Origin of the sequence: Pseudoclavibacter helvolus, from assembly GCF_014191305.1 — a bacterium.
Taxonomy (GTDB): Bacteria; Actinomycetota; Actinomycetes; order Actinomycetales; family Microbacteriaceae; genus Pseudoclavibacter; species Pseudoclavibacter helvolus.
In genome coordinates this window covers 35,929-56,847 of sequence record NZ_JACHWJ010000001.1, presented here as the reverse complement: position 1 = coordinate 56,847, position 20,919 = coordinate 35,929, and the positions used below count along the sequence as shown (strand labels likewise).

Sequence of the window (20,919 nt, the reverse complement as noted above, 5' to 3'; positions counted from 1 at the left end):
CTACTCAACCGGGCTACTCAACCGTCAGCAATCCCGAGCCGACCGACACCGAGAGCGTGCTCTTCGACGAATCTGACTGGCGGACATTGACGTTCGCGGCGCCCGACTCGTTGAGGTTCGACTCGACCTTGTACTCGCCGTCCGGGAGCGAGACGCTGCCGAAGCCAGACTCCAACGAGATGTTGATGCTCGTCGGCTGGGTGCCGCCGAAGACCGCGTTGAGCGCCCCGGAGCTGGTCGAGAGGACAAGCTCGCCGGCCACGTCGGCATCGATGTTGGACGCTCCGGACCCTGTCGTGGCAGTGAGGTTGGCGGCAGACCCGTCGAAGTTGCTGGCGCCGGAGTTCGTCTCGATGACGAGGTCGCCGAAGTCGCCCTCGATGCTCGCAGCACCAGAGGTGACGGTGATCTGGGCGTCCAGGTCTTCACCTTCGAGGGTCTTCGGGAGTGTCAGCGTGAGCTCCTGCTCGCCACCGAAGGGGCCGCCGCCCCGGCCGCCGCTCACCCGCTCGACGGAGAGCTCGCCGCCCTCGGTCTCGAGCTGCCACTCGCTCGCAGACCTGAAGCCGCGCGTCTCGACGCGCAGCTCGGCTTCCGAGACGTCGCCGAACTGAATCTCCATGCCGACAGATTCGGCGTCGACACGCAGCGACGAGACTCCGGAGACGGACTGAGTGATCGTCGTCTCGTCGCGCATGACGTCGCGGAGGTTGTTGAACACGGCGCTGGTCAGCGTCCCGGCGACGACAAGACCGCCGACGATGGCGACCGAGATCGTGATCCAGCCGAAGCGCTTCGGGCTGTCACCCTGAGCGTCCGGGCGCGTGTCCGGTTCGAGAATTGGAGTGGTCATCGGAGTTCTCCGTTCGTGGCGCGGGCCGCGTGGCCCTGTCCATCGAGGTGTGTCTGTGAGTGCTGACGGGGCGCGTGCCCTTGCCCGTCGAGGTGAGCGAGGACGGCCAGCACCCTGCGGTTGCCGCCATCGCCCTGGTCGAGCTCGAGCTTCTGGAAGACAGCCGAGATGTGCTTCTCGACGCTGCCAGCGCTCACGTGGAGCGCTTCTGCGATGGCGTGGTTCGAGCGGCCCTCGGCCATGAGGCCAAGCACCTCCGACTCACGGGGTGTGAGCCGCTCGAAGCGCGCATCCCTCGTCTTACGGGCGAGGAGCTGGGCGACGACCTCCGGGTCGAGCACCGTGCCACCCGCCGCGACACTGTCGACGCCGGCGAGGAACTGCTCGACGTCGGCGACCCGGTCCTTGAGCAGGTAGCCGAGGCCGCCGCGCGAGCTCGAGATGAGCTCTGACGCGTAGCGCTCCTCGACATACTGCGAGAGCACGAGCACGGCCAGGCCTGGGTCACTTGCCCTGAGCCGGAGCGCCGCGCGGATCCCCTCGTCGGTGAACCCCGGCGGGAGGCGAACGTCGAGGATCACGAGCTCGGGGTCGGTCTCGGCGACGAGTCGGTCGAGGCGCCCGTCGTCGGCGAGGATGCCGACCATGGTGTGACCGGCGTCCTCGAGCAGGCGGGCAATGCCCTCTCTCAGGAGCGCGGAGTCTTCGCAGATCAGGATGCGCATGGCACGCTCACCTCGATCGTCGTGGGTCCTTCTGGCGGGCTGGAGATCGTGATACCGCCGCCAGCGGCTTCGATGCGGTCGGTCACTCCGTCGAGTCCGCCGCCGGGGATGAGCCGTGCGCCGCCACGTCCGTCGTCCTGGATGCGCGCCCAGAGCATCGAGCCGCGCATGCGGGCCTGCACCGAGATCTCCGAGGCCCCCGAGTGCTTCGCCGCGTTGCCGAGCGACTCGGCGACCGCGAAGTATACGGCGGCCTCCGCGTCTTTCGAGCAGCGGCCGGGCAGCTGGGCGTCGAGCACCACGGGAATGTGGGATCGGGCGGCGAGTCCGGAGAGGGCGGCATCGAGGCCGCGGTCGGTGAGCACTGCGGGCTGGAAACCGCGGGCGAGCTGACGCAACTCGGTGACGGCCTCCTTCGTCGAGGCGTGTGCCTCGTCGATGAGCTCCGCCGCGCGGGTCGGGTCTGAGCCGAGCTTCTGCTTGGCCATGCCGAGCGTCATCCCGATCGACACGAGGCGGGGCTGCACGCTGTCGTGCAGATCCCGCTCGATGCGGTCGCGCTCCGTGGCAGCGCCACGCACGGCGACGGTACGGCGGCGGCCCGCGTCCCGAACCTCCTCCTCGAGCTGCTGCTCCCGGTCACGGGAGAGGAGGCTGACGGATGCGGCGCGCTGCACGTACGCGAACGCGACGATGAGCGCGATGGCGACCAGCAGCATCCCGATGCCGATGAGGACGCCGATGAACGGGGTGACCGCGAAGTCCATGCCCCACAGGCTGAGGTCCTCCCGGTTCTGGAGCGGGGAGAAGAGCGCGAACACACCGGAGACGCCCAGTTGGAGCGCACCGAGCGTCAGCGTGCCGAGCACGGCGACGATCACGAGGTGCAGCATCGCCTTCCAGTTGGCCCCGTCGGCGAACTGGACGAGCGGCGTGAGCACAAACCGCCACCCGTCCCGGCGACGAGAGCGGCGCATCCCGGAGTCGTCGAGCGGCCGGTTGTAGAGGGCCGCGACCCGGCGCCGCTCGAAGGCCGAGATACCCCGGAAAGCGAACGCGAGACCGGCGAGGAAGAAGACGCCGACGCCGAGCACAAAGAGGAGTCCGACGCCGAGGCCGAGCAGGCCGAAGAGGAGTGAGAGCAGGAGCGGCGCGATGACGCCGCCGGCGGCGAGGTGCAGCGAGGTCAGACTCAACTGCTTGACGTTGTTCTTCATGTCCACAACGCTATGGTCGCGCGCTTCCGGGCAACACGGAGCCTCCCTCACACCTGTGCGGGGGTTTTCCCCCAGAAAGCACGCCCGCGCCCCACCTAGGCGTCTGCGGTCGCCCTGTCGGCGTCGATGTCGTGGCGCTCGAGGAACTCGAACACTTCGCGCTGGTCGACGCCTGGGAAGTCTCCGGTGGGCAGCGGCGAGAAGACGTGCGCGTGCACCCGAGCGCTCGGCCAGGCCTTCGCCGACCAGCGCTCGCTGAGGTCAGCGCCCGGCGTGCGGCAGCAGGCGCCGTCCGGGCAGGTCGAGGATGCGCGCTGCTTCGTGTCGCGCCCACGGAACCAGCGTGCCTCGTCGAACGGCACCCCGATCGTGATGGAGAACTCGCCAGCATCCGCGTGGCCTGTCTGCGTCGAGCACCAGAACGTGCCGGCCGGGGTGTCCGTGTACTGGTACGTCTCGGTCGTGCGGTTCGTGCGGGCCAGGGAGCTCACCGCCGAGAACTTACGGCACACGAACTGTCCCTCAACTGACCCCGTGACGTCCTGCGGAAGCGGGAGCCCGTCATTCTCGTAGGCCTTCGAGATCGAGCCCTTGTCGTCGACGCGCAGGAAGTGCAGTTTGATGTCGAGGTGGGAGGTGAGCAGGTTCGTCATCCGAAGGGCTGCGGCCTCGTGGGTCACGCCAAACGCGTCACGGAAGTCCTCGACGGCCATGTCGCGGCGTTCCTTCGCGTCACGGAGGAACGCGACCGACCGCGCCTCCGGCATGAGGCAGGCCGCCGCGAAGTAGTTGATCTCCAGACGCTGGCGCAGGAAGTCCGCGTAGTCCTCCGGGCGACGGTGACCGAGCACCCGGTGCGCCATGGCCTGCAGCGCCATCGCCCGCAGCCCGTGCCCGCCAGGGATGGAGGCAGGCGGCAGGTAGATGCGGCCGTTCTCGAGGTCGGTGATGGAGCGGGTCGAGCGGGGTAGGTCGTTGACGTAGATGAGCTGGAACCCGAGGTGGTCCGCCATCTTGCCAACCGAGTGGTGCATGAGTGCGCCACGGGTGTGGTCGACGCGGCTGAGCAGCTCGTCGGCGAGCTTGTCGAGGTCTGGCATGTAGTTGTCGTGGGCGCGCATCGCGAGGCGAAGCTCGGTGTTGGCACGGCGTGCTTCCTCCGGGGTCGCGCTCGCCTCGGTCTGGCGCCGCACGATCTCGCTGTGCATGCCGGCAAGGGCGCGGAGCACCTCGTCGGAGAGCGACTTGGTGGAGGGGATGCGGGGCAGTCCGAGTTCCCGGTAGACGGTTGAGGTCTGGGCTCGCTCGACCTCGATCTCGAGGCGGGAGCGGTCGTCAGGGGGCGTGTTGGCGAGCATGTCGCTGAGCTCGACGTCGAATGCGTCGGCGAGTTGCTGCAGCACGGAGAGCTTTGGTTCGCGCTTGCCGTTCTCGATGAGCGACAGCTGGCTCGCGAGGAGGCCCGTCTTCTCGCCGAGGGCTTCCAGTGTGAGCGAGCGTTCCTTGCGGAAGAAGCGGATGCGCCGCCCGAGCAGGAGGGAGTCCACTGCGCCACCTTTCCCTCTGGATGCTGACGATTTTTGCGCAGCGGGGAAAGGACCGAGTCCGCTCATGGGTGCCTCCGGGCATCTGAATTGCTGATGCGTGAAATTTTGCCATTTTTCTCGGCCAATCTCCATCCTTTGGTGCGTCGGGCGGGTCAACACTGGGTGTACGACGCCATGTACGCATGTGAGCCGGAGATAGCTGGCATGCAGAACCGTGAAAGCAGCATCGAAATGACTCGACACGCACAACCTCACCTCGACGTCCCGCAGCGGGCGGCGAACCCAGAAGTTAACGACTGGGTTCGCGAGATCGCCGCACTCACGAAGCCGAGCCGCATCGTGTGGTGTGACGGCTCGCAGGCGGAGATCGACGCACTCACCGCCGAGATGGTCGAAGCAGGCACACTCATCAAGCTCAACGAAGAGCTTCGCCCCGGTTCCTACCTCGCCCGCTCCGACGCCGGCGATGTCGCCCGTGTCGAGAGCCGCACCTACATCTGCTCGGAGAACGAGGAAGACGCAGGCCCGACGAACAACTGGCGTGCACCCGCCGAGATGAAGGCCGAGCTCAGTGGCCTCTTCGACGGCTCCATGCGCGGACGCCCCATGTACGTCGTTCCGTTCGCGATGGGGCCGCTCGGCGGCGCGATCACGCAGTACGGCGTCGAGATCACCGACTCCCCCTACGTCGTGCTTTCGATGGCGCTCATGACCCGCTCCGGCGACGGCGCCCTCGAGCACCTCACGCCAGGCCGCGACTGGGTGAAGGCCCTGCACAGCGTCGGCTTCCCACTTGAGTTCGAGGACGGCACGAGCCGTCCGGACGTCGCCTGGCCGCACAACGAGTCGAAGTACATCACCCACTTCCCTGAGACGCGCGAGATCATCTCGTTCGGCTCCGGCTACGGCGGCAACGCGCTCCTCGGCAAGAAGTGCTTTGCGCTGCGCATCGCCTCGGCGATGGGCCACGACGAGGGCTGGATGGCCGAGCACATGCTCCTCATCCAGGTCACGAGCCCCGAGGGCAAGACGTACACGCTCACGGGCGCGTTCCCGTCGGCGACCGGCAAGACGAACTTCGCGATGATGAAGCCCAAGCTCGACGGCTGGAAGGTCGAGACGCTCGGCGACGACATCGTGTGGATGCGCAAGGCCGCAGACGGGCGCCTCAACGCCATCAACCCGGAGTTCGGCTTCTTCGGAGTCGCACCGGGCACGGGCTACGACACCAACCCCGTCGCGATGGAGACCATTAAGACGAACACCATCTTCACGAACGTCGCGCTGACGGACGACGGAGACGTGTGGTGGGAGGGCATGACCGACGAGACGCCTGCACACCTCATCGACTGGCAGGGCAACGACTGGACCCCGGAATCCGGGACCAAGGCTGCGCATCCCAACGCCCGCTTCACCGTGCGCGCCTCGCAGTGCCCGACCCTGTCCCCCGCCTGGGAGGCGCCGGACGGCGTGCCTGTCGACGCCATCCTGTTCGGAGGCCGCCGCGCGAGCAACGTTCCGCTGGTCTTCGAGTCCAAGGATTGGAAGCACGGCTGCTTCCTCGGCGCGACGCTCGCGAGCGAGCAGACCGCCGCGGCTGAAGGACCCGTCGGCATCCTGCGCCGCGACCCGTTTGCCATGCAGCCGTTCGCCGGTTACCACATGGCCGACTACTGGGGCCACTGGCTGAACATCGGTGCCGACCTCGGCGACAAGGCCCCACGCATCTTCCAGGTCAACTGGTTCCGCAAGGACCAGGACGGCAAGTTCCTCTGGCCCGGCTTCGGCGAGAACGTGCGCGCCGTGAAGTGGATCGTGGACCGGCTCGAGAACCGCGCAGAGGCGCTCGAGAGCCCCATTGGCCAGCTGCCCGTGACGAGCGACATCGACATCTCGGGCCTCGAGGGCTTCGACCCGGCGGCGCTCGAGGAGATCTTCACGGTCGACCCAGCATCGTGGCTCGTCGAGGTGGGCGTGACGCGCGAGTACTTCGACAGCATCGGCGAGAAGGTGCCAGCGGCCCTCTACACCGAGCTCGACGCCGTCCACGGTGCACTGGATGCGGCTGCCACATCCACTCAGACCAAGGCCCCCATCGGGGCCTGACAGACGGCGGCGGGAGGGACTCCGACCACTCGCCGCAAGATGTGCCCCTCCGCGCGCGCGTGGCGCGGAGGGGCGCACAACTCCCAGCTGTTGGAAAGCTGGCGGCTCGAGCCCCTGTGCCCGCAGCTGAGCCCCTCGAGGATGCGCCCTTGAGGGGCTTTTCCGCACCCTCGCAGGCGACCCGCCCGGCAACCCGCGTCACCCCGGAAGCGGCTACCCTAGATGGGTTCACAACAGGCACCCCAGACTCGGTGCCGCCAACATCGACACGGAGTGTGCATGTCCAGCTCGCCCTCAGTTCCCTCTTCTTCCTCGACTCAGGGCATCCCAGACAAGCCCGTCCTCGAAGGCCTCGAAGTCAAGTGGGGTGAGCGCTGGGAGAACTCCGGCACCTACCGCTTCGACCGCGACGGCGCGACGCGTGGCGACATCTACTCGATCGACACGCCTCCCCCAACGGCTTCCGGCTCGCTCCATGTCGGCCACGTCTTCTCCTACACGCATACCGACGTCGTCGCGCGCTTCCAGCGCATGAGCGGCAAGCGCGTCTTCTACCCGATGGGCTGGGACGACAACGGCCTCCCCACCGAGCGTCGCGTGCAGAACTACTACGGCGTGCGCTGCGACCCGTCGCTGCCCTACGTCGCCGACTTCACGCCCCCGCACGAGGGTGGCGACGGCAAGAGCATCAAGGCCGCCGACCAGCTGCCCATCTCGCGCCGCAACTTCATCGAGCTGTGCGAGCAGCTCACGATCGAAGACGAGAAGGCCTTCGAGGAGCTCTGGCGCCAGCTCGGGCTGTCCGTCGACTGGACACAGAGCTACCGCACCATCGACGACTCCTCGCGCCGCAAGAGCCAGCTCGGATTCCTCCGCAACCTCGAGCGTGGCGAGGCGTACCAGGACCAGGCCCCGACACTGTGGGACATCACGTTCCGCACGGCCGTGGCCCAGGCTGAGCTCGAGGATCGCGAGCAGCCAGGCGCGTACCACCGCATCGGCTTCGCTCGCGAGGGCGGCGAGCCCATCTACATCGAGACGACCCGCCCCGAGCTGCTCCCCGCCTGCGTGGCGCTGGTCGCGCATCCGGACGACGAGCGCTACCAGCCGCTCTTCGGCACCACGGTCACGACGCCGCTGTTCGGCGTCGAGGTGCCCGTGCTCGCGCATCCGCTCGCCCAGAAGGACAAGGGAAGCGGCATCGCGATGATCTGCACGTTCGGCGACGTCACCGACGTCGTCTGGTGGCGTGAGCTGAAGCTCCCGAACCGCACCGTGCTCGGCAAGGACGGCCGCCTCATCGCCGAGGCCCCAGAGGCCATCACGAGCGAGGCCGGCAAGACCGCCTACGCGGAGCTCGCCGGCAAGACCGTGTTCAGCGCCAAGAAGGCAGTCGTCGAGCTGCTGCAGGCATCCGGCGACCTCGTCGGCGACCCAAAGCCCATCCAGCACCCCGTCAAGTTCTTCGAGAAGGGCGACCGCCCGCTCGAGATCGTCTCGACCCGCCAGTGGTACGTGAAGAACGGCGCGACCGACCCCCAGCTGAAGGCGCGCCTCATCGAGCTCGGCCGCGAGATCGCGTTCTGGCCAGACTTCATGCGCGTGCGCTACGAGAACTGGGTCGAGGGCCTCTCGGGCGACTGGCTCATCTCGCGCCAGCGCTTCTTCGGCGTTCCGATCCCCGTCTGGTACCCCATCGACGCCAACGGCGAGGTGCAGTTCGAGTCGCCCATCACCCCGGATGCGTCGCAGCTGCCGGTCGACCCGTCGTCCGACGTGCCGAACGGCTACACCGAGGCGCAGCGTGGCGAAGCTGGAGGCTTCCTCGGCGAGGTCGACGTCATGGACACCTGGATGACCTCCTCCCTCACGCCGCAGCTCGCAGGCGGCTGGGAGTCGGACGAGGAGCTCTTCGGGCTCGTCTTCCCGTACGACCTCCGCCCGCAGGGCCAGGACATCATCCGCACCTGGCTCTTCTCGACTGTGCTCCGCGCGCAGCTCGAGCACGGAGTCGCACCCTGGTCGAACGCCACGATCTCCGGCTTCATCGTCGACCCCGACCGCAAGAAGATGTCGAAGTCGAAGGGCAACGTCGTCACGCCAGCCGACATGCTCGAGGCGCACGGCTCCGACGCAGTTCGCTACTGGGCGGCGTCCAGCCGCCTCGGCACCGACGCGGCGTTCGACCCGAAGAACCCGACACAGATCAAGATCGGCCGCCGCCTCGCGATCAAGGTGCTCAACGCCTCGAAGCTGGTCCTCGGCTACGGCGACCACGTCGGCGAGGTCACCGAGCCCCTCGACCGCTCGATGCTCGCTGAGCTGAACCGCGTCGTCCGCGAGGCCACCAAGGCGTTCTCCGAGTACAACCACGCGCGCGCGCTCGAGGTCACAGAGACGTTCTTCTGGACGTTCTGTGACGACTACCTCGAGCTCGTCAAGGAGCGCGCGTACGGCGCTGGAGACGATGCGGCCGCCCAGGCCTCCGCCGTCACCGCGATGCGCTCTGCGATCGACGTGCTCCTGCGCCTGTTCGCCCCGTTCATCCCGTTCGCGACCGCCGAATCATGGTCGTGGTGGCACGACTCCGAGCTGCACACGGCAGCCTGGCCGACCGCCGCTGACCTCGCAGCCGCCGGCGACGCGGATGGCTCGCTGCTTGCGCTCACGAGCACCGCGCTCACAAGCATCCGCGGCGCGAAGACCGCAGCGAAGGCTTCCCAGAAGACGCCGGTCGCGAGCGCCGTCATCGCGGCTCCCGAGGAATCGGTGGCCTTGCTTCGCCTCGCTTCCGCGGATCTCCGCCACGTCGGCCGCATCGAGCAGCTCGATTTCGCGGTCGCCGAGACGCTCGAGGTGCGGGATATCGAACTGCTCGTTGCCCCGCAGACCGAGGCGTCGTCGTAGGCTGGGGGTTCCCCCAAGTCTGAAGTGCAGCAGCGACGTCAGTGACAGAAGAGGAGTCAGGGCCGGCATGACAGTTCCTGAGAAAGCCAAGCCCCGCAAGCGCACGCGGGACCGTGCCGCGGCGCGCCCCAGCATCGAGGTCAGGGCCATGGGCCCGACGGACTACTTCGTCTGGCAGCCGCTGTTCGCACAGCACGTGGATGCGCTCGGCGAGAGCTCGAACGACGGCCGCGCGCTCGGCGTCTGGCGTCACGTGGCGAGCAAGACGGGCAACCTCGAGGGCATGATCGCGTTTGTCGAGGGCGAGCCGCGCGGGTATGTGCTGTTCCGCGAACGGCTCGACATCCGCGGCGCTCGCACGGTGCTGAACATCGAGGCTAAATACTCGGGGGCCGACTCGAACCGGGCCGCCGTCAACGAGGAGCTCCTCGGCGCCGTGTTCGCGGCGGCCGCGAAGCGCGGCTTCGATGCCATCTCGTGGCTCGTCGACGCCGAAGACGAGGTCGGCCTGCAGCAATCGGCCCGCATGGGCAGCCGCAGCGACGAGGTGCGCTTCGAGATCACGGTCGACTCGCGCCAGCAGAGCGAGGGCTAGGCATGCAGATCGGCGAGCGGTGGCGGGCGGGTTCCGTCCCGCCCCGCTCGCTTGAGAAGTACCCGGCGTTCGTCGAGGCCTGCTCTGCGCAGGAGCGGCTCCTCGTGCCCTCTCTCGGCGACCTCTCAAAGCTGTGGTGGACCCTGACCTGGCTCGAGGGGCGTCCCGTTGCCGAACTCGAGCAGGGCCCGCGCGTGGCGTTGCGCGCTGACGGCTCGGTGCACGTGAGCGGGGCCGATGAGCCAGCCGGTGCAGGTGTGGGTGTCGCGGACGGCGACGAGCACGACGTCTTCGACGAGGACGAGGACCTCTTCCCGGAGCCAGCGCCCCGCGCGTAGCGGCACCTTTCGCTCTGCGCGGAAGGTGGATGCGCGTGCCGCGTCGGTGGTCGCGCCTAGGGTTGAACGCATGACCCAGACCGTGCAGCTCGATGCCGAGAACCCGTTCGCAACCCCCAGCGCGCTCCCCTATCAGTTGCCGCCGTTCGGAGAGGTGCGTGAGGAGCATTTCCTCCCCGCGTTCGAGGCCGGTATGGCAGAACAGCTTGCTGAGGTCGACGCGATCGTCGCGAACCCGGAGCCCGCGACCTTCTCGAACACGGTCGAGGCTCTCGAGCGCTCGGGTCAGCTCCTCGAGCGAACTGTCGCGGTCTTCTTCACGCTGAGCTCGGGCGACGCGACCCCCGGCATCGACAAGATTGAAGCGGAGATCGGGCCTCGCCTGACCGCCCACGAAGATTCCATCACGCTGAATCGTCAGCTGTTCGCGCGCATCCAGTCGGTGTTCGACGGCCGTGAGCAGGCCGGGCTCACCGACGAACAGCGGTTCCTCGTCGAGAAGCTGCATCGCAACTCGAGCCTTGCGGGTGCCGGCCTCGACGACGCGTCTTCGGCTCGCCTCCGTGAGCTGAACGGGCGCCTCTCGGAGCTCGAGGTCCAGTTCGACCAGAAGCTGCAGGCCGACAGCAACGCGCTCGCGTTGGTTGTCGACTCCGCCGAGGAGCTTGCTGGCCTCGACGAGGGCGCCATCGCTTCCGCATCCGCTGCCGCTGAGGCCCGCGGCCTGAGCGGCAAGTACTTGATCTCGCTGGTGCTCTTCACGGGGCACCCGCTGCTGTCGACGCTCACGAACCGCGAGACGCGTCGCAAGCTGTTCGAGGCCTCATCGGCGCGCGGCAGCCGCGGTGGCGACCACGACACCCGGGCTACTGCGCTCGAGATGGTGCGAGTCCGCGCCGAGCGCGCCCAACTGCTCGGCTTCGAGAACCACGCTGAGGCGGCTGCGGCCAAGTCGACGGCGGGAAGCGCAGCCGCGATTCGCGCGCGCCTTGAGCAGCTCTCGACCCCGGCTGCAGCCAACGCGCGCCGTGAGCAGGAGGTGCTGCAGGCGACGATCGACGCCGAGCAGGCTGCGATTGGCGAGCCGAGCTTCGCGCTCGAGCCGTGGGACTGGGCGTTCTACACCGAGAAGGTCCGCGCTCGTGACTACGCGGTTGACACCTCGCAGATGCGTCCGTTCTTCGAGGCGAAAGCCGTGCTCGAGAACGGCGTCTTCTACGCCGCGAACCGCCTCTTCGGGGTCACGTTCACGGGACGCCCCGAGCTGCGCGGCCACCACGCAGACGCTGTTGTGTACGAGGTGAGCAACGAGGACGGCACCGAGGTCGGCCTGTTCTCGCTTGACCTGTACACGCGCGACTCGAAGCGCGGCGGGGCGTGGATGAATTCGGTCATCCAGCAGAACCGTCTGCTCGGCGAGCCGACGGTGGTGCTCAACACGCTCAACGTCCCGAAGCCCGCCGAGGGCTCACCAACTTTGCTCACGTTCGACGAGGTGGAGACGCTGTTCCACGAGTTCGGGCACGCGCTGCACGGGCTCTTCGCCCTTGTCGGATACCCGAGCCTTGGCGGCACGAACGTTCCGCGTGACTTCGTGGAGTTCCCAAGCCAGGTCAACGAGATGTGGATGCTGTGGCCCGAGGTGCTGCGCAACTACGCGAGGCACCACGAGACCGGCGAGCAGCTGTCGGAGGAGCTTGTCGAGCGTCTCCTCGATTCGGCGTCGTTCAACGAGGGCTTCGGCACGAGCGAGTACCTCGCGGCATCGGTCATCGATCTCGAGTGGCATTCGCTGTCACCAGAAGCAGCCGCCGAGGTCACCGATGTAGAGGCGTTCGAGCAGGAGGTGCTGCGCCGCTATGGACTCGACCTTCCCGCCGTGCCACCCCGCTACACGCTCCCCTACTTCCAGCACATCTTCGCCGGCGGCTACAGCGCCGGCTACTACGGCTACATCTGGAGCGAGGTGCTCGACGCGGCAACGGTCGACTGGTTCGCGGAGCAGGCCGACCTGCGCGAAGCGGGTGAACAGTTCCGCCGGAAGATCCTCGAACCAGGCGGCTCCCGGGACGCATTAGGCCTGGTCAGCGACCTACTCGGTGGACCAGCGCCGATCGAGCCGCTGCTGAAACGACGCGGACTGCAGTAGCTGAAATGGAGGGGCTTCGGCCCCTCCATTTTGCTGTCCGAACAAGACTCTTCGGAGGTCGCGGCACGCTACGTCGAAAAGTCGCCCCAGCTCGTCATGGAACTGAACCCGGGGCGTTTTCGCATGGTGGTGGTTTCCATTGGAGCCGACGAGCAGCCCCGATGTCGACCACACGCATCGCCTCACGCATCGGGAAAGCTGAACTGCCTCCGTCGCTGACCTGAACGCCGAGCTGTTGGCCGCGCGGGCAACTTCGACCAGACGGCGGATTGTCCCGACTTATCGGGCTTCCGACCGGACAAAAATCGCCGGGCTCGCCGCCGCGATCGCAGCCTAACCGCTCACTAAATCCAGCTCTCCCCCGAGCTCAGCGGGGCTCCGTGCGTGCCGCCGCGGACTCGTCGAAGTGAGCGAATCACCGAATGCCATCTGACCATGGCAGATTCGATCGAGTCCCTGACCAGGGAAGTACAGCTCGCAGCTGAAGCCTTCGCGCCACTCGGTTGGGCGTTCTTCGGCCACTGGCCCCGCAAAGAGTCTGAGCGCATCCGAAAGCTCCTTGAAAAGGGCGAATCCGCGCGGGTAGTCGATGAGCAGATCACCGAGGTCTGGAACGGCGACCTAGACGCTATGGTGAGGGTCGCGGAGTACGCGCCCTGCTTCGTGGTGGTGGGGACCGTCAGCGTGAGGTCAGCACCAAGGGTTGCGCTTGCGGCGGCGTTCGACGTCGCGAGCTGCTGCGCCGTGTTGAGGCCGGTCGCGGCAGCACCCTTTGTCACGCTCGGGCTCGTACCCTCAGCGAGCTTGGGAGCCCAGCCGAGGTTGGCGGCCGAGATTGTGTCGGTGCCGTTGCTGAAGTCGGTGGACTGTCCGGAGACCGTCCAGCCGTACGACGCCGTGCCACCAGCACGCGTGTCGATCACGGCGACGTCGCTGATCGAGCCGTTGGCGACGAAGCTGTCGCCGGTCTGCACAGCGGTGCCGAGGTTGGCGCCGTTCGGGTCAGCCCAAGCCCACGAGAACGAACCGGTCTCTGGATCGATCGGCTCCTCGAACTCGGGGATGACCACGTCGACGTTGCCGTCGGGCGTGCCGGGAACCTCAGGAGTGACGATCTCCGCGTAGGTCGCGGAGAAGCCCTTCGCGATTTTCTTCGGGTCAGCTGCGCCGCCCGAGGAGTACCAGTAGGAGGACTGGCCGGTCTTGTTGTTGAAGTCGACCAGCGACTGCGGGAACGAGCCCCAGCTCGCGGCCGATCGGTTCTGCGGCGTGCCCGCCGTCGTAACCTCGACGCCTGCGTAGTCGGGGGTGACCGAGACGCCGGTTGCCGTGATGTCGACACCGTCGAGCGTGGCGAGGTCGATCTGCTCTGGAGCGATCGGCACCCACTGCGTCATGTCCTCCATCGAGGTTCCGTAGCCGGAGGCCGTGCCCTTGAGCGTTCCGACGCCGTTGACGACGTTCAGCACTGGGTCGGAGACCGTCCAGTACGTCAGACCATCGTAGAAGACGATCGTGAAGTCACCCTCCCACGAGATGGTGCCGGTGTCGGTCGCGGGGTTGACCGTTCCCGTGCCAGCCGCGAAGTTGACGCGGTTGTTGCTCGTCGAGCCGGCGCTCGGCGAGACGTTGCCGCCCGCCGGCGTCTGGCATTTCGTACCCCAGGTGGGAGCGATCTGCTCGCCAGCAGCGTTCAGCTTCGTGATGGTCACGTTGCCTTCCGATGCCTTGTAGAAGCCGTCCGCCTCGGTCCAGAGACGCGAGGAGCCGCTGTCTCCCGCCGCTCCCGCGACGAGGAAGTTGCAGCCGCCGAAGTAGGCGCCGCCACCGGTCTCGTCGTTGAGCTGCCACGAGAACGAGACGTTCTCGACGTTTGCGTCGCCTTCAGCGGCCGACGCCGGTGCTGCGCCCAGGCCGAGGCCCGCCGCGATGAGGCCAGCGGCGGCGAGTGTCGCGCCACCGCGAGCCAGCGCGGACGACCGGCCGGCCTTCCGTTCTTGCACTGCTGTCATGAGTTCTCCTGAGTAGAAGCCACGGCTCGCCGACACGCGCGCAGATGCGCGGCGAGTGCCGTGTACCGAAAGCCTCACGTTGGGGGCGCCACCCGGTGGAACGGGTTAGGTAACGCTAAGTAAGGCTAGGGTTACCTTACGGGAGAAAGTCAGGTTCGACAACGACTCCTCGAAATCCAGTGGGTGAAATACGGACGCGTCCCCGCGGCGCGAAGACGATCGGCAACCACCGCGTTACCTTCGGCCGGTAGCGTTGCTGCGTGCAATCCCCTCTGGACCGATCCGCGGCAGCCCCCACGCCCCGCACGCTCATCGACGTGCTCTCGGCGACGGCCACCGCGCATCCCGACGCCATCGCGATCGACGACGGCGACGCCCCGCTCAGCTACCAGGACCTGACGGCCTACGTCGCGCAGACGGCCAAGCTGCTGCAGGATGCGGGGGTACGGAGGGGCGACAAGGTCGGCGTGCGACTCGTCTCCGGCACGCGAGAGCTGTACATCGCGATCCTCTCGATCATCGCCGCCGGCGCCGCCTACGTGCCCGTCGACGTCGATGACCCAGACGAGCGGGCCGTGCTTGTCTTCGGTGAGGCCAAGGTGCGCGGCACCATCCAGGGCGACGGCGAGTTCGTGCTCGCGGCCGACGGCGACCAGCAGGCGGGCGAACCCGTCAGCCTCTTCGACGGCGGGGCCCCGCATCCCGAGAGCAGCAGCCTCGCCGAACTCGACGGACCACACCTGGACGACGATACCTGGGTGATCTTCACATCGGGATCAACTGGAGTACCGAAGGGCGTCGCGGTCTCGCACCGATCGGCCGCGGCGTTCGTCGACGCGGAGGCGAAGCTCTTTCTCCAGCAGGACCCGATCGGGCCCGGAGACCGCGTGCTCGCCGGCCTCTCCGTCGCCTTCGACGCCTCCTGCGAGGAGATGTGGCTCGCCTGGCGGTACGGCGCGTGCCTCGTGCCGGCCCCGCGATCGCTGGTCCGCTCCGGAGAAGATCTCGGCCCGTGGCTGCTCAGACACCAGATCTCCGTCGTCTCCACGGTGCCGACCCTCGCCGCGCTCTGGCCGAGCGAGACCATCGAGCAGGTCAGGCTCCTCATCTTCGGCGGCGAAGCCTGCCCGCTCGAGCTCACGCAGCGCCTCGTCGGCGAAGGCCGCGAGGTATGGAACACGTACGGACCGACCGAGGCGACCGTCGTCGCCTGCGCTGCTCTGCTCGACGGTACCCCGCCCATCCGCATCGGCCTGCCGCTCGACGGCTGGGAGCTCGCGGTGGTCGACGCCGAGGGCAAGCGCGTCGCCGAGGGCGAGTCCGGCGAGCTCATCATCGGCGGCGTGGGCCTCGCCCGCTACCTCGACCCTGCCAAGGACGCCGAGAAATACGCCCCCATGGAGAGCCTTGGCTGGGAACGCGCCTACCGCTCGGGCGACCTCGTCAAGTACGAGGCAGAGGGACTCGTGTTCCTCGGGCGCGCCGACGACCAGGTCAAGATCGGCGGCCGACGCATCGAGCTCGGCGAAGTCGAGGCGGCGCTGCAGGCCGTGACCGGCGTGACCGGGTCGGCCGTCGCGGTCCGCAAGACCTCGGCCGGCGTCTCCATCCTCGTCGGCTACATCGTGACGGGGCCAGGCTACGAACGCCAGCTCGCGCGAGCCGAGCTCGGCGAGCAGCTCCCGAAGGCGCTCGTGCCGCTCCTCGCCGAGGTCGAGTCCCTGCCGACCCGCACCTCAGGCAAGGTGGACAAGAACGCCCTCCCCTGGCCGCTACCGGGAGCCGACGAAGTCTCCGGAGACCTCGACGGCCACGTCGCCTGGCTCGCCGAGCAGTGGCAGGCCGTCCTCGGACTGCCCATCGGCAGCGAGGACGCTGACTTCTTCGACCTCGGCGGAGGCTCGCTCTCGGCCGCCCAGCTCGTCACGCGAGTCCGCTCCAGGGTGCCCGAGTTCACCGTCGCCGACGTCTACGACCACCCCCGCCTCGGCGCAATGACCGAGTCGATCACCGAAGCGCTCGACGACGAGGACGAACTACCGACCTCCTTCAGCACGCCAGGGCCCACGCCGCTGTCGGCGCGCATCCTGCAGCTCGTCGCCGGTCTCCCCCTGCACATCCTGGCCGGCGCACGCTGGGTCACCTACCTGCTCACGGCGAGCGCGCTACTGCAGCTCCTCCCCGGCTTCGACGTACTCCCGGATGCGCCGGCCTGGCTCATCATCGTCATGCTCGTCGTCTTCGTGACCCCATTCGGCAAGATGGCGATCTCGGTCGCCGCCGCGCGCATCCTCCTCTTCCGCCTGAAGCCCGGCGACTACCGGCGGGGCGGATCCACGCACATGCGCCTCTGGCTCGCCGAGCAGGTAGCCACCCAGATCGACGCCGTCGGCCTCGCGGGAGCGCCCTGGGTCGTCTACTACGCTCGCGCACTCGGCGCGAAGGTCGGCAACAACGTCGACCTGCACTCGCTCCCTCCCGTGACCGGCATGCTGCAGCTCGGCGACGGCGCCGCCATCGAGCCGGAAGTCGACCTCACGGGGTACTGGATCGACGGCGCGCTCGTCCGCATCGGCGGCATCCGCATCGGCGCCGGCGCAACCGTCGGCGCGCGCAGCACGCTCGCGCCCGGCACGAAGATCGGCCAGGGCGCAGAGATCGCGCCAGGGTCCGCGGTCTTCGGCCGGGTTCGCTCCGGCAAGAGCTGGGCGGGCTCGCCCGCCGTTCGGGTCGGCAAGGTGCGCGCCAGCGATTGGCCGGCCGAGCGCCCGCCGGAACCCTTCGGCTGGGCCGCCGTCTACGCCGTCGCCTCCGTCGCGCTCGCGCTCCTCCCGCTGTTCTCCTTCGGCGTGGGTGGAGTTGTCGTCGCAGCCGGGATGCGCGGTGCCGACTCACTCGGAGATGCTGCACTCGCCGCGTTCGCCTGGCTCGCCCCCGCAGTGCTCGCCACCGGAGTGACCTTCGCGGGGCTCGTGGTCGTCTTCGTCCGGCTCCTCTCGATCGGGCTCACCGAGGGCACGCACCCCGTGCGCTCGCGGGTCGCCTGGCAGGCCTGGTGCATCGAGCGTCTCCTCGACGCGGCCCGCACCATGCTCTTCCCCTTCTACGCGAGCCTCTTCACGCCCGTCTGGCTGCGCATGCTCGGCGCCAAGGTCGGCCGCGACGTCGAAGCCTCGACCGTGCTACTCCTCCCCTCGATGACCCAGATCGACGACGGCGCGTTCCTCGCCGACGACACGATGGTCGCCTCCTACGAACTGCACAACGGGTGGATGCGCATCGAGCGCGCCCGCATCGGCGCGCGAGCGTTCCTCGGCAACTCGGGCATGGCCGCCGCCGGCCACTCGGTCCCCCGCGACGGCCTCGTCGCCGTGCTCTCCGCCGCGCCCGCCAAGGCGAAGCCCGGCTCGTCCTGGCTCGGCTCCCCGCCCGTCCGCCTCCGCCGCGTCACGGTCGACGGCGACGAATCCCGCACCTACAACCCGCCGCAGGCGCTCCGAGTCGCGCGAGCCCTCTGGGAGCTGTGCCGCATCGTCCCCGTCATCGTGACCTGCGGCCTCGGGCTCGGCGTGCTCTTCGGGCTCGCCACCATCGAGACGACCGTCGGCGTCGGCTGGAGCATCGTCCTGTCCGGGTTCGTGCTGCTCGCGGCAGCAGCAGCATCCGCTGCCGTCTCGACCCTCGCCAAGTGGGTCATCGTGGGGCGCATCCGCGTCTCCGAGCAGCCACTGTGGTCGAGCTTCGTGTGGCGCACCGAGGTCGCCGACACATTCGTCGAGATGGTCGCGGCCCCCTGGTTCGCCCGAGGCGCCGCCGGAACGCCGGCTCTCGCGATGTGGCTCCGCTCGCTCGGCGCGAAGATCGGCAAGGGCGTCTGGTGCGATTCGTACTGGCTGCCGGAAGCCGATCTGGTCACACTCGGCGACGGAGCCACCGTCAACCGGGGCTGCGTTGTCCAGACTCACCTATTCCATGATCGAATAATGAGCATGGACACCGTCACCCTCGAAGCAGGCGCAACGCTCGGACCGCACAGCGTGATCCTCCCGGCCGCCACGATCGGCGCTCACGCCACCGTGGGGCCAGCGTCCCTGGTCATGCGCGGTGAGTCGGTTCCCGTCGGCAGCCGCTGGAGCGGCAACCCCATCGGCCCATGGCGTGCCGTCAAGCTGCGCGCCTACCAGTCGAAGGTTTCATGATCCGCGCGGCGGCACCAGAGCCACTGCCCGGCAACCCCTACACCCCGCAGAGCGGGGACGTCAGCATCAGGGTCGAACGCTACGAGCTGGCGCTCAAGTACCGGATGCAGAACAACCGACTCTCCGGCACCGCGACCCTCAGCATCCGCACGGCCGTGCCGCTCACCGCGTTCTCGCTCGACCTCGTCGGCCTCCGCGTGAGCAAAGTCACTGTTCGCGGTGACAAGCAGGCACGCTTCAAGCAGAGCGACCGCAAGCTCAAGGTCACTCTCTCGAAGCGAGTCGAAGTCGGGGACGAAATCGCACTCGAGGTCGTCTACGAGGGCGCGCCACGTCCCCGACGCTCCCGATGGGGCGTCATCGGCTGGGAGGAACTCGAAGACGGCATCATCGTCGCCTCGCAGCCAACGGGCGCCCCGACCTGGTTCCCCTGCAACGACCACCCCGGCGACAAGGCGAGCTACCGCATCCAGGTCTCAGTCAACAGCAACTACGACGTCGTCGCGACAGGCTCCCTCACCTCGAAGCGAGCCTCTGGCGGGCTGACCACGTGGGTCTACGAGGAGGCGGCGCCGACCGCCAGCTACCTCGTGACCCTCCAGATCGGGCGGTACCAGCGCGAGGACGTGCAGCTCGCCGGAGTCGCCGGCCACTTGCACTACCCGCACTCGCTCGCCCGCCGGGTCGGCACCGACCTCGCCGACCTCGCGAAGATGATGGGCACCTTCGAGCTGACGTTCGGCCCGTACCCCTTCGACACCTACGCCGTGATCGTGACCGCCGACGACCTCGAGATTCCCCTCGAAGCCCAGGGCATGGCCATCTTCGGCGCCAACCAGATCGACGGGGCGCGCGGACAGGAGCGGCTCGTCGCGCACGAGCTCGCGCACCAGTGGTTCGGCAATAGCGTCGGCGTGGCCGGCTGGCAGCACATCTGGCTCAACGAGGGCTTCGCCTGCTACGCCGAATGGATCTGGTCCGAGGCAAGCGGCGCCGAGAGCGCCGACGAGCTCGCCAGGCACTACTGGCGCTCGCTCTCTAGACTGCCGCAGGATCTCCTGCTCGGCGACCCCGGCGCCGCCGATATGTTCGACGACCGTGTGTACAAGCGCGGTGCGCTCACCCTGCACGCGCTGCGCCTCACGATCGGCGACTCCGCCTTCTTCGAGATCCTGACGAGCTGGACGCAGAAGAAGCGATCCTCCGTGGCGTCGACCGCGGAGTTCCTCGAGCATGCCGCGGCAGTCGTTCCGGCGGCTCCCCTCCATGAGCTCTTCGACGCGTGGCTGTACCAGCTTGCGCTCCCGGAGCTCCCGGCAGGTGCACCGGCGAGGGTGTCCCGGCTTCCTCGCCAGAGGCTCTAGCCGATCATCCTCAGAGCGACCGCCACGAGGAATCGGTCGTCGATGACAGTCCGGTGGATGCGGTAGGCCGCGTCATCGTCGCCGACACGCGCCAGAGCATCTCCATCGAACTCCACCTCGGCTGGGTCGACCCGGAGCCCCCGACCGTCGGCCTTGAGGACCGCCTCGACGACCGTCCAACGCTCGAGGTCCCCGGCCGGTCCGCACTCGACGTCGGACTCGACGCGGGGGCTGGGGCTTTCGCTGTTGAGTGCCGGCTTTTCGCTGTCGAGTCCCAGCGCTTCGGCGTCGATGCCGAGCGCCAAGCAGCCATCCGCGCTCGCGAGCGCGACGAAGACCGTCGGGCCGGCGTACGCGATGCTGACCAGCACAGGTACGCCCGGGAGGCTCGGCTTGCCGTGCCCACTCGAACCGCAGCGCGAGCACACGACCTCGAGCGCCACCGCCTGCATTAGGTTTCCGCCGCCCTCGGACACCTGCCCCCGCTCCCGCGCCCACTCTCGCGTCTGCTCCGGTGCCTGCTCCCACCCTTTCGTTTCGGGATGGTTTTCGCGCTTCGGGATGGGTTGCAACCCATCCCGAAGCGCGAAACCCATCCCGAGATTTGAAGGAGGCAGATCGGAACCGGGAACGTGGCGCTCTGGAACGAGAGTTGAAGGGGGGAGATCGAGACGCGGAGCGAGGCTCGCGAGTCCCGCGTGAACGAGCAGCCGACCCGCGAGGAAGGCGTCCGCTCGGGCATCGCTCATCCCACGGAGTCGTTCGCGGTCACCGGTGGAGAGCACTTCGAGCGCCAGCCGTCGCTCGCGTCCGCTCAACTCTTCGGAGTTGGCACTCAGGACGAGCGCATCGTCGATGCGCAGCTCGGTGACCTTCACGCGCGGCGCCTCCCTGGCTGGACGCGCGA

General features: G+C 68.1%; 13 protein-coding genes. 7 read left to right on the top strand and 6 right to left on the bottom strand.

Going from position 1 to position 20,919, the window contains the following annotated elements; translation table 11 throughout:
- Window positions 1–13 precede the first annotated feature (13 nt).
- From FHX72_RS00215 to FHX72_RS00200, 4 genes are all read right to left on the bottom strand, one after another.
- On the bottom strand, window positions 14–853 hold the full coding sequence (locus tag FHX72_RS00215; protein ID WP_183622332.1) for a DUF4097 family beta strand repeat-containing protein: 840 nt from the start codon (window positions 851–853) through the stop codon (window positions 14–16).
- Window positions 850–1,578 (bottom strand): LuxR C-terminal-related transcriptional regulator, encoded by a 729-nt coding sequence (locus tag FHX72_RS00210; RefSeq protein ID WP_068481351.1) that lies wholly within the window; start codon window positions 1,576–1,578, stop codon window positions 850–852. Before FHX72_RS00210 ends, FHX72_RS00215 begins: the two co-directional genes overlap by 4 nt.
- Complete coding sequence (locus FHX72_RS00205) at window positions 1,566–2,795, bottom strand: sensor histidine kinase (RefSeq protein ID WP_183622330.1); 1,230 nt, start codon at window positions 2,793–2,795, stop codon at window positions 1,566–1,568. The genes FHX72_RS00210 and FHX72_RS00205 overlap by 13 nt, the downstream gene beginning before the upstream one ends.
- A 95-nt stretch (window positions 2,796–2,890) precedes the next feature.
- Window positions 2,891–4,342 carry a helix-turn-helix transcriptional regulator gene (locus FHX72_RS00200; RefSeq protein ID WP_282858313.1) on the bottom strand — a complete coding sequence of 484 codons (1,452 nt, stop codon included), beginning with the start codon at window positions 4,340–4,342 and terminating at the stop codon, window positions 2,891–2,893.
- Between the two features lie 231 nt (window positions 4,343–4,573).
- Here FHX72_RS00200 and FHX72_RS00195 point away from each other — a divergent pair, with 231 nt between their 5' ends.
- The 5 genes from FHX72_RS00195 to FHX72_RS00175 all read left to right on the top strand — a co-directional run bounded on the left by FHX72_RS00195 (window position 4,574) and on the right by FHX72_RS00175 (window position 12,437).
- Window positions 4,574–6,448 carry a phosphoenolpyruvate carboxykinase (GTP) gene (locus FHX72_RS00195; protein WP_183622326.1) on the top strand — a complete coding sequence of 625 codons (1,875 nt, stop codon included), beginning with the start codon at window positions 4,574–4,576 and terminating at the stop codon, window positions 6,446–6,448.
- Between the two features lie 279 nt (window positions 6,449–6,727).
- Window positions 6,728–9,355, top strand: a complete 2,628-nt coding sequence (gene valS, locus FHX72_RS00190; protein ID WP_183622324.1) for a valine--tRNA ligase — start codon at window positions 6,728–6,730, stop codon at window positions 9,353–9,355.
- A gap of 67 nt (window positions 9,356–9,422) precedes the next feature.
- A complete protein-coding gene (locus tag FHX72_RS00185) occupies window positions 9,423–9,950 on the top strand; it encodes a hypothetical protein (RefSeq protein ID WP_104286076.1) in 528 nt (175 codons plus the stop codon).
- A gap of 2 nt (window positions 9,951–9,952) precedes the next feature.
- Window positions 9,953–10,288 (top strand): hypothetical protein, encoded by a 336-nt coding sequence (locus tag FHX72_RS00180; protein ID WP_183622322.1) that lies wholly within the window; start codon window positions 9,953–9,955, stop codon window positions 10,286–10,288.
- Window positions 10,289–10,358: 70 nt separating this feature from the next.
- Window positions 10,359–12,437, top strand: coding sequence for a M3 family metallopeptidase (locus FHX72_RS00175; protein ID WP_183622320.1), 2,079 nt, complete (start codon window positions 10,359–10,361; stop codon window positions 12,435–12,437).
- A 344-nt stretch (window positions 12,438–12,781) separates the two neighbouring features.
- On the opposite strand, the gene FHX72_RS00170 is transcribed toward FHX72_RS00175, so the two are convergent.
- A complete protein-coding gene (locus tag FHX72_RS00170; protein ID WP_183622318.1) occupies window positions 12,782–14,449 on the bottom strand; it encodes an HtaA domain-containing protein in 1,668 nt (555 codons plus the stop codon).
- A gap of 260 nt (window positions 14,450–14,709) precedes the next feature.
- Here FHX72_RS00170 and FHX72_RS00165 point away from each other — a divergent pair, with 260 nt between their 5' ends.
- The gene (locus FHX72_RS00165; protein ID WP_183622316.1) at window positions 14,710–18,648 is read left to right on the top strand and encodes a Pls/PosA family non-ribosomal peptide synthetase; all 3,939 of its coding nucleotides are present in this window, start codon (window positions 14,710–14,712) and stop codon (window positions 18,646–18,648) included.
- Window positions 18,645–20,012: a M1 family metallopeptidase gene (locus tag FHX72_RS00160; RefSeq protein ID WP_183622314.1), complete on the top strand. Its 1,368-nt coding sequence runs from the start codon at window positions 18,645–18,647 to the stop codon at window positions 20,010–20,012. Before FHX72_RS00165 ends, FHX72_RS00160 begins: the two co-directional genes overlap by 4 nt.
- Here the strand turns inward: FHX72_RS00160 and FHX72_RS00155 are convergent.
- Window positions 20,009–20,890, bottom strand: a complete 882-nt coding sequence (locus FHX72_RS00155; RefSeq protein WP_183622312.1) for a 4'-phosphopantetheinyl transferase family protein — start codon at window positions 20,888–20,890, stop codon at window positions 20,009–20,011. The genes FHX72_RS00160 and FHX72_RS00155 overlap by 4 nt on opposite strands.
- Window positions 20,891–20,919: the final 29 nt, after the last annotated feature.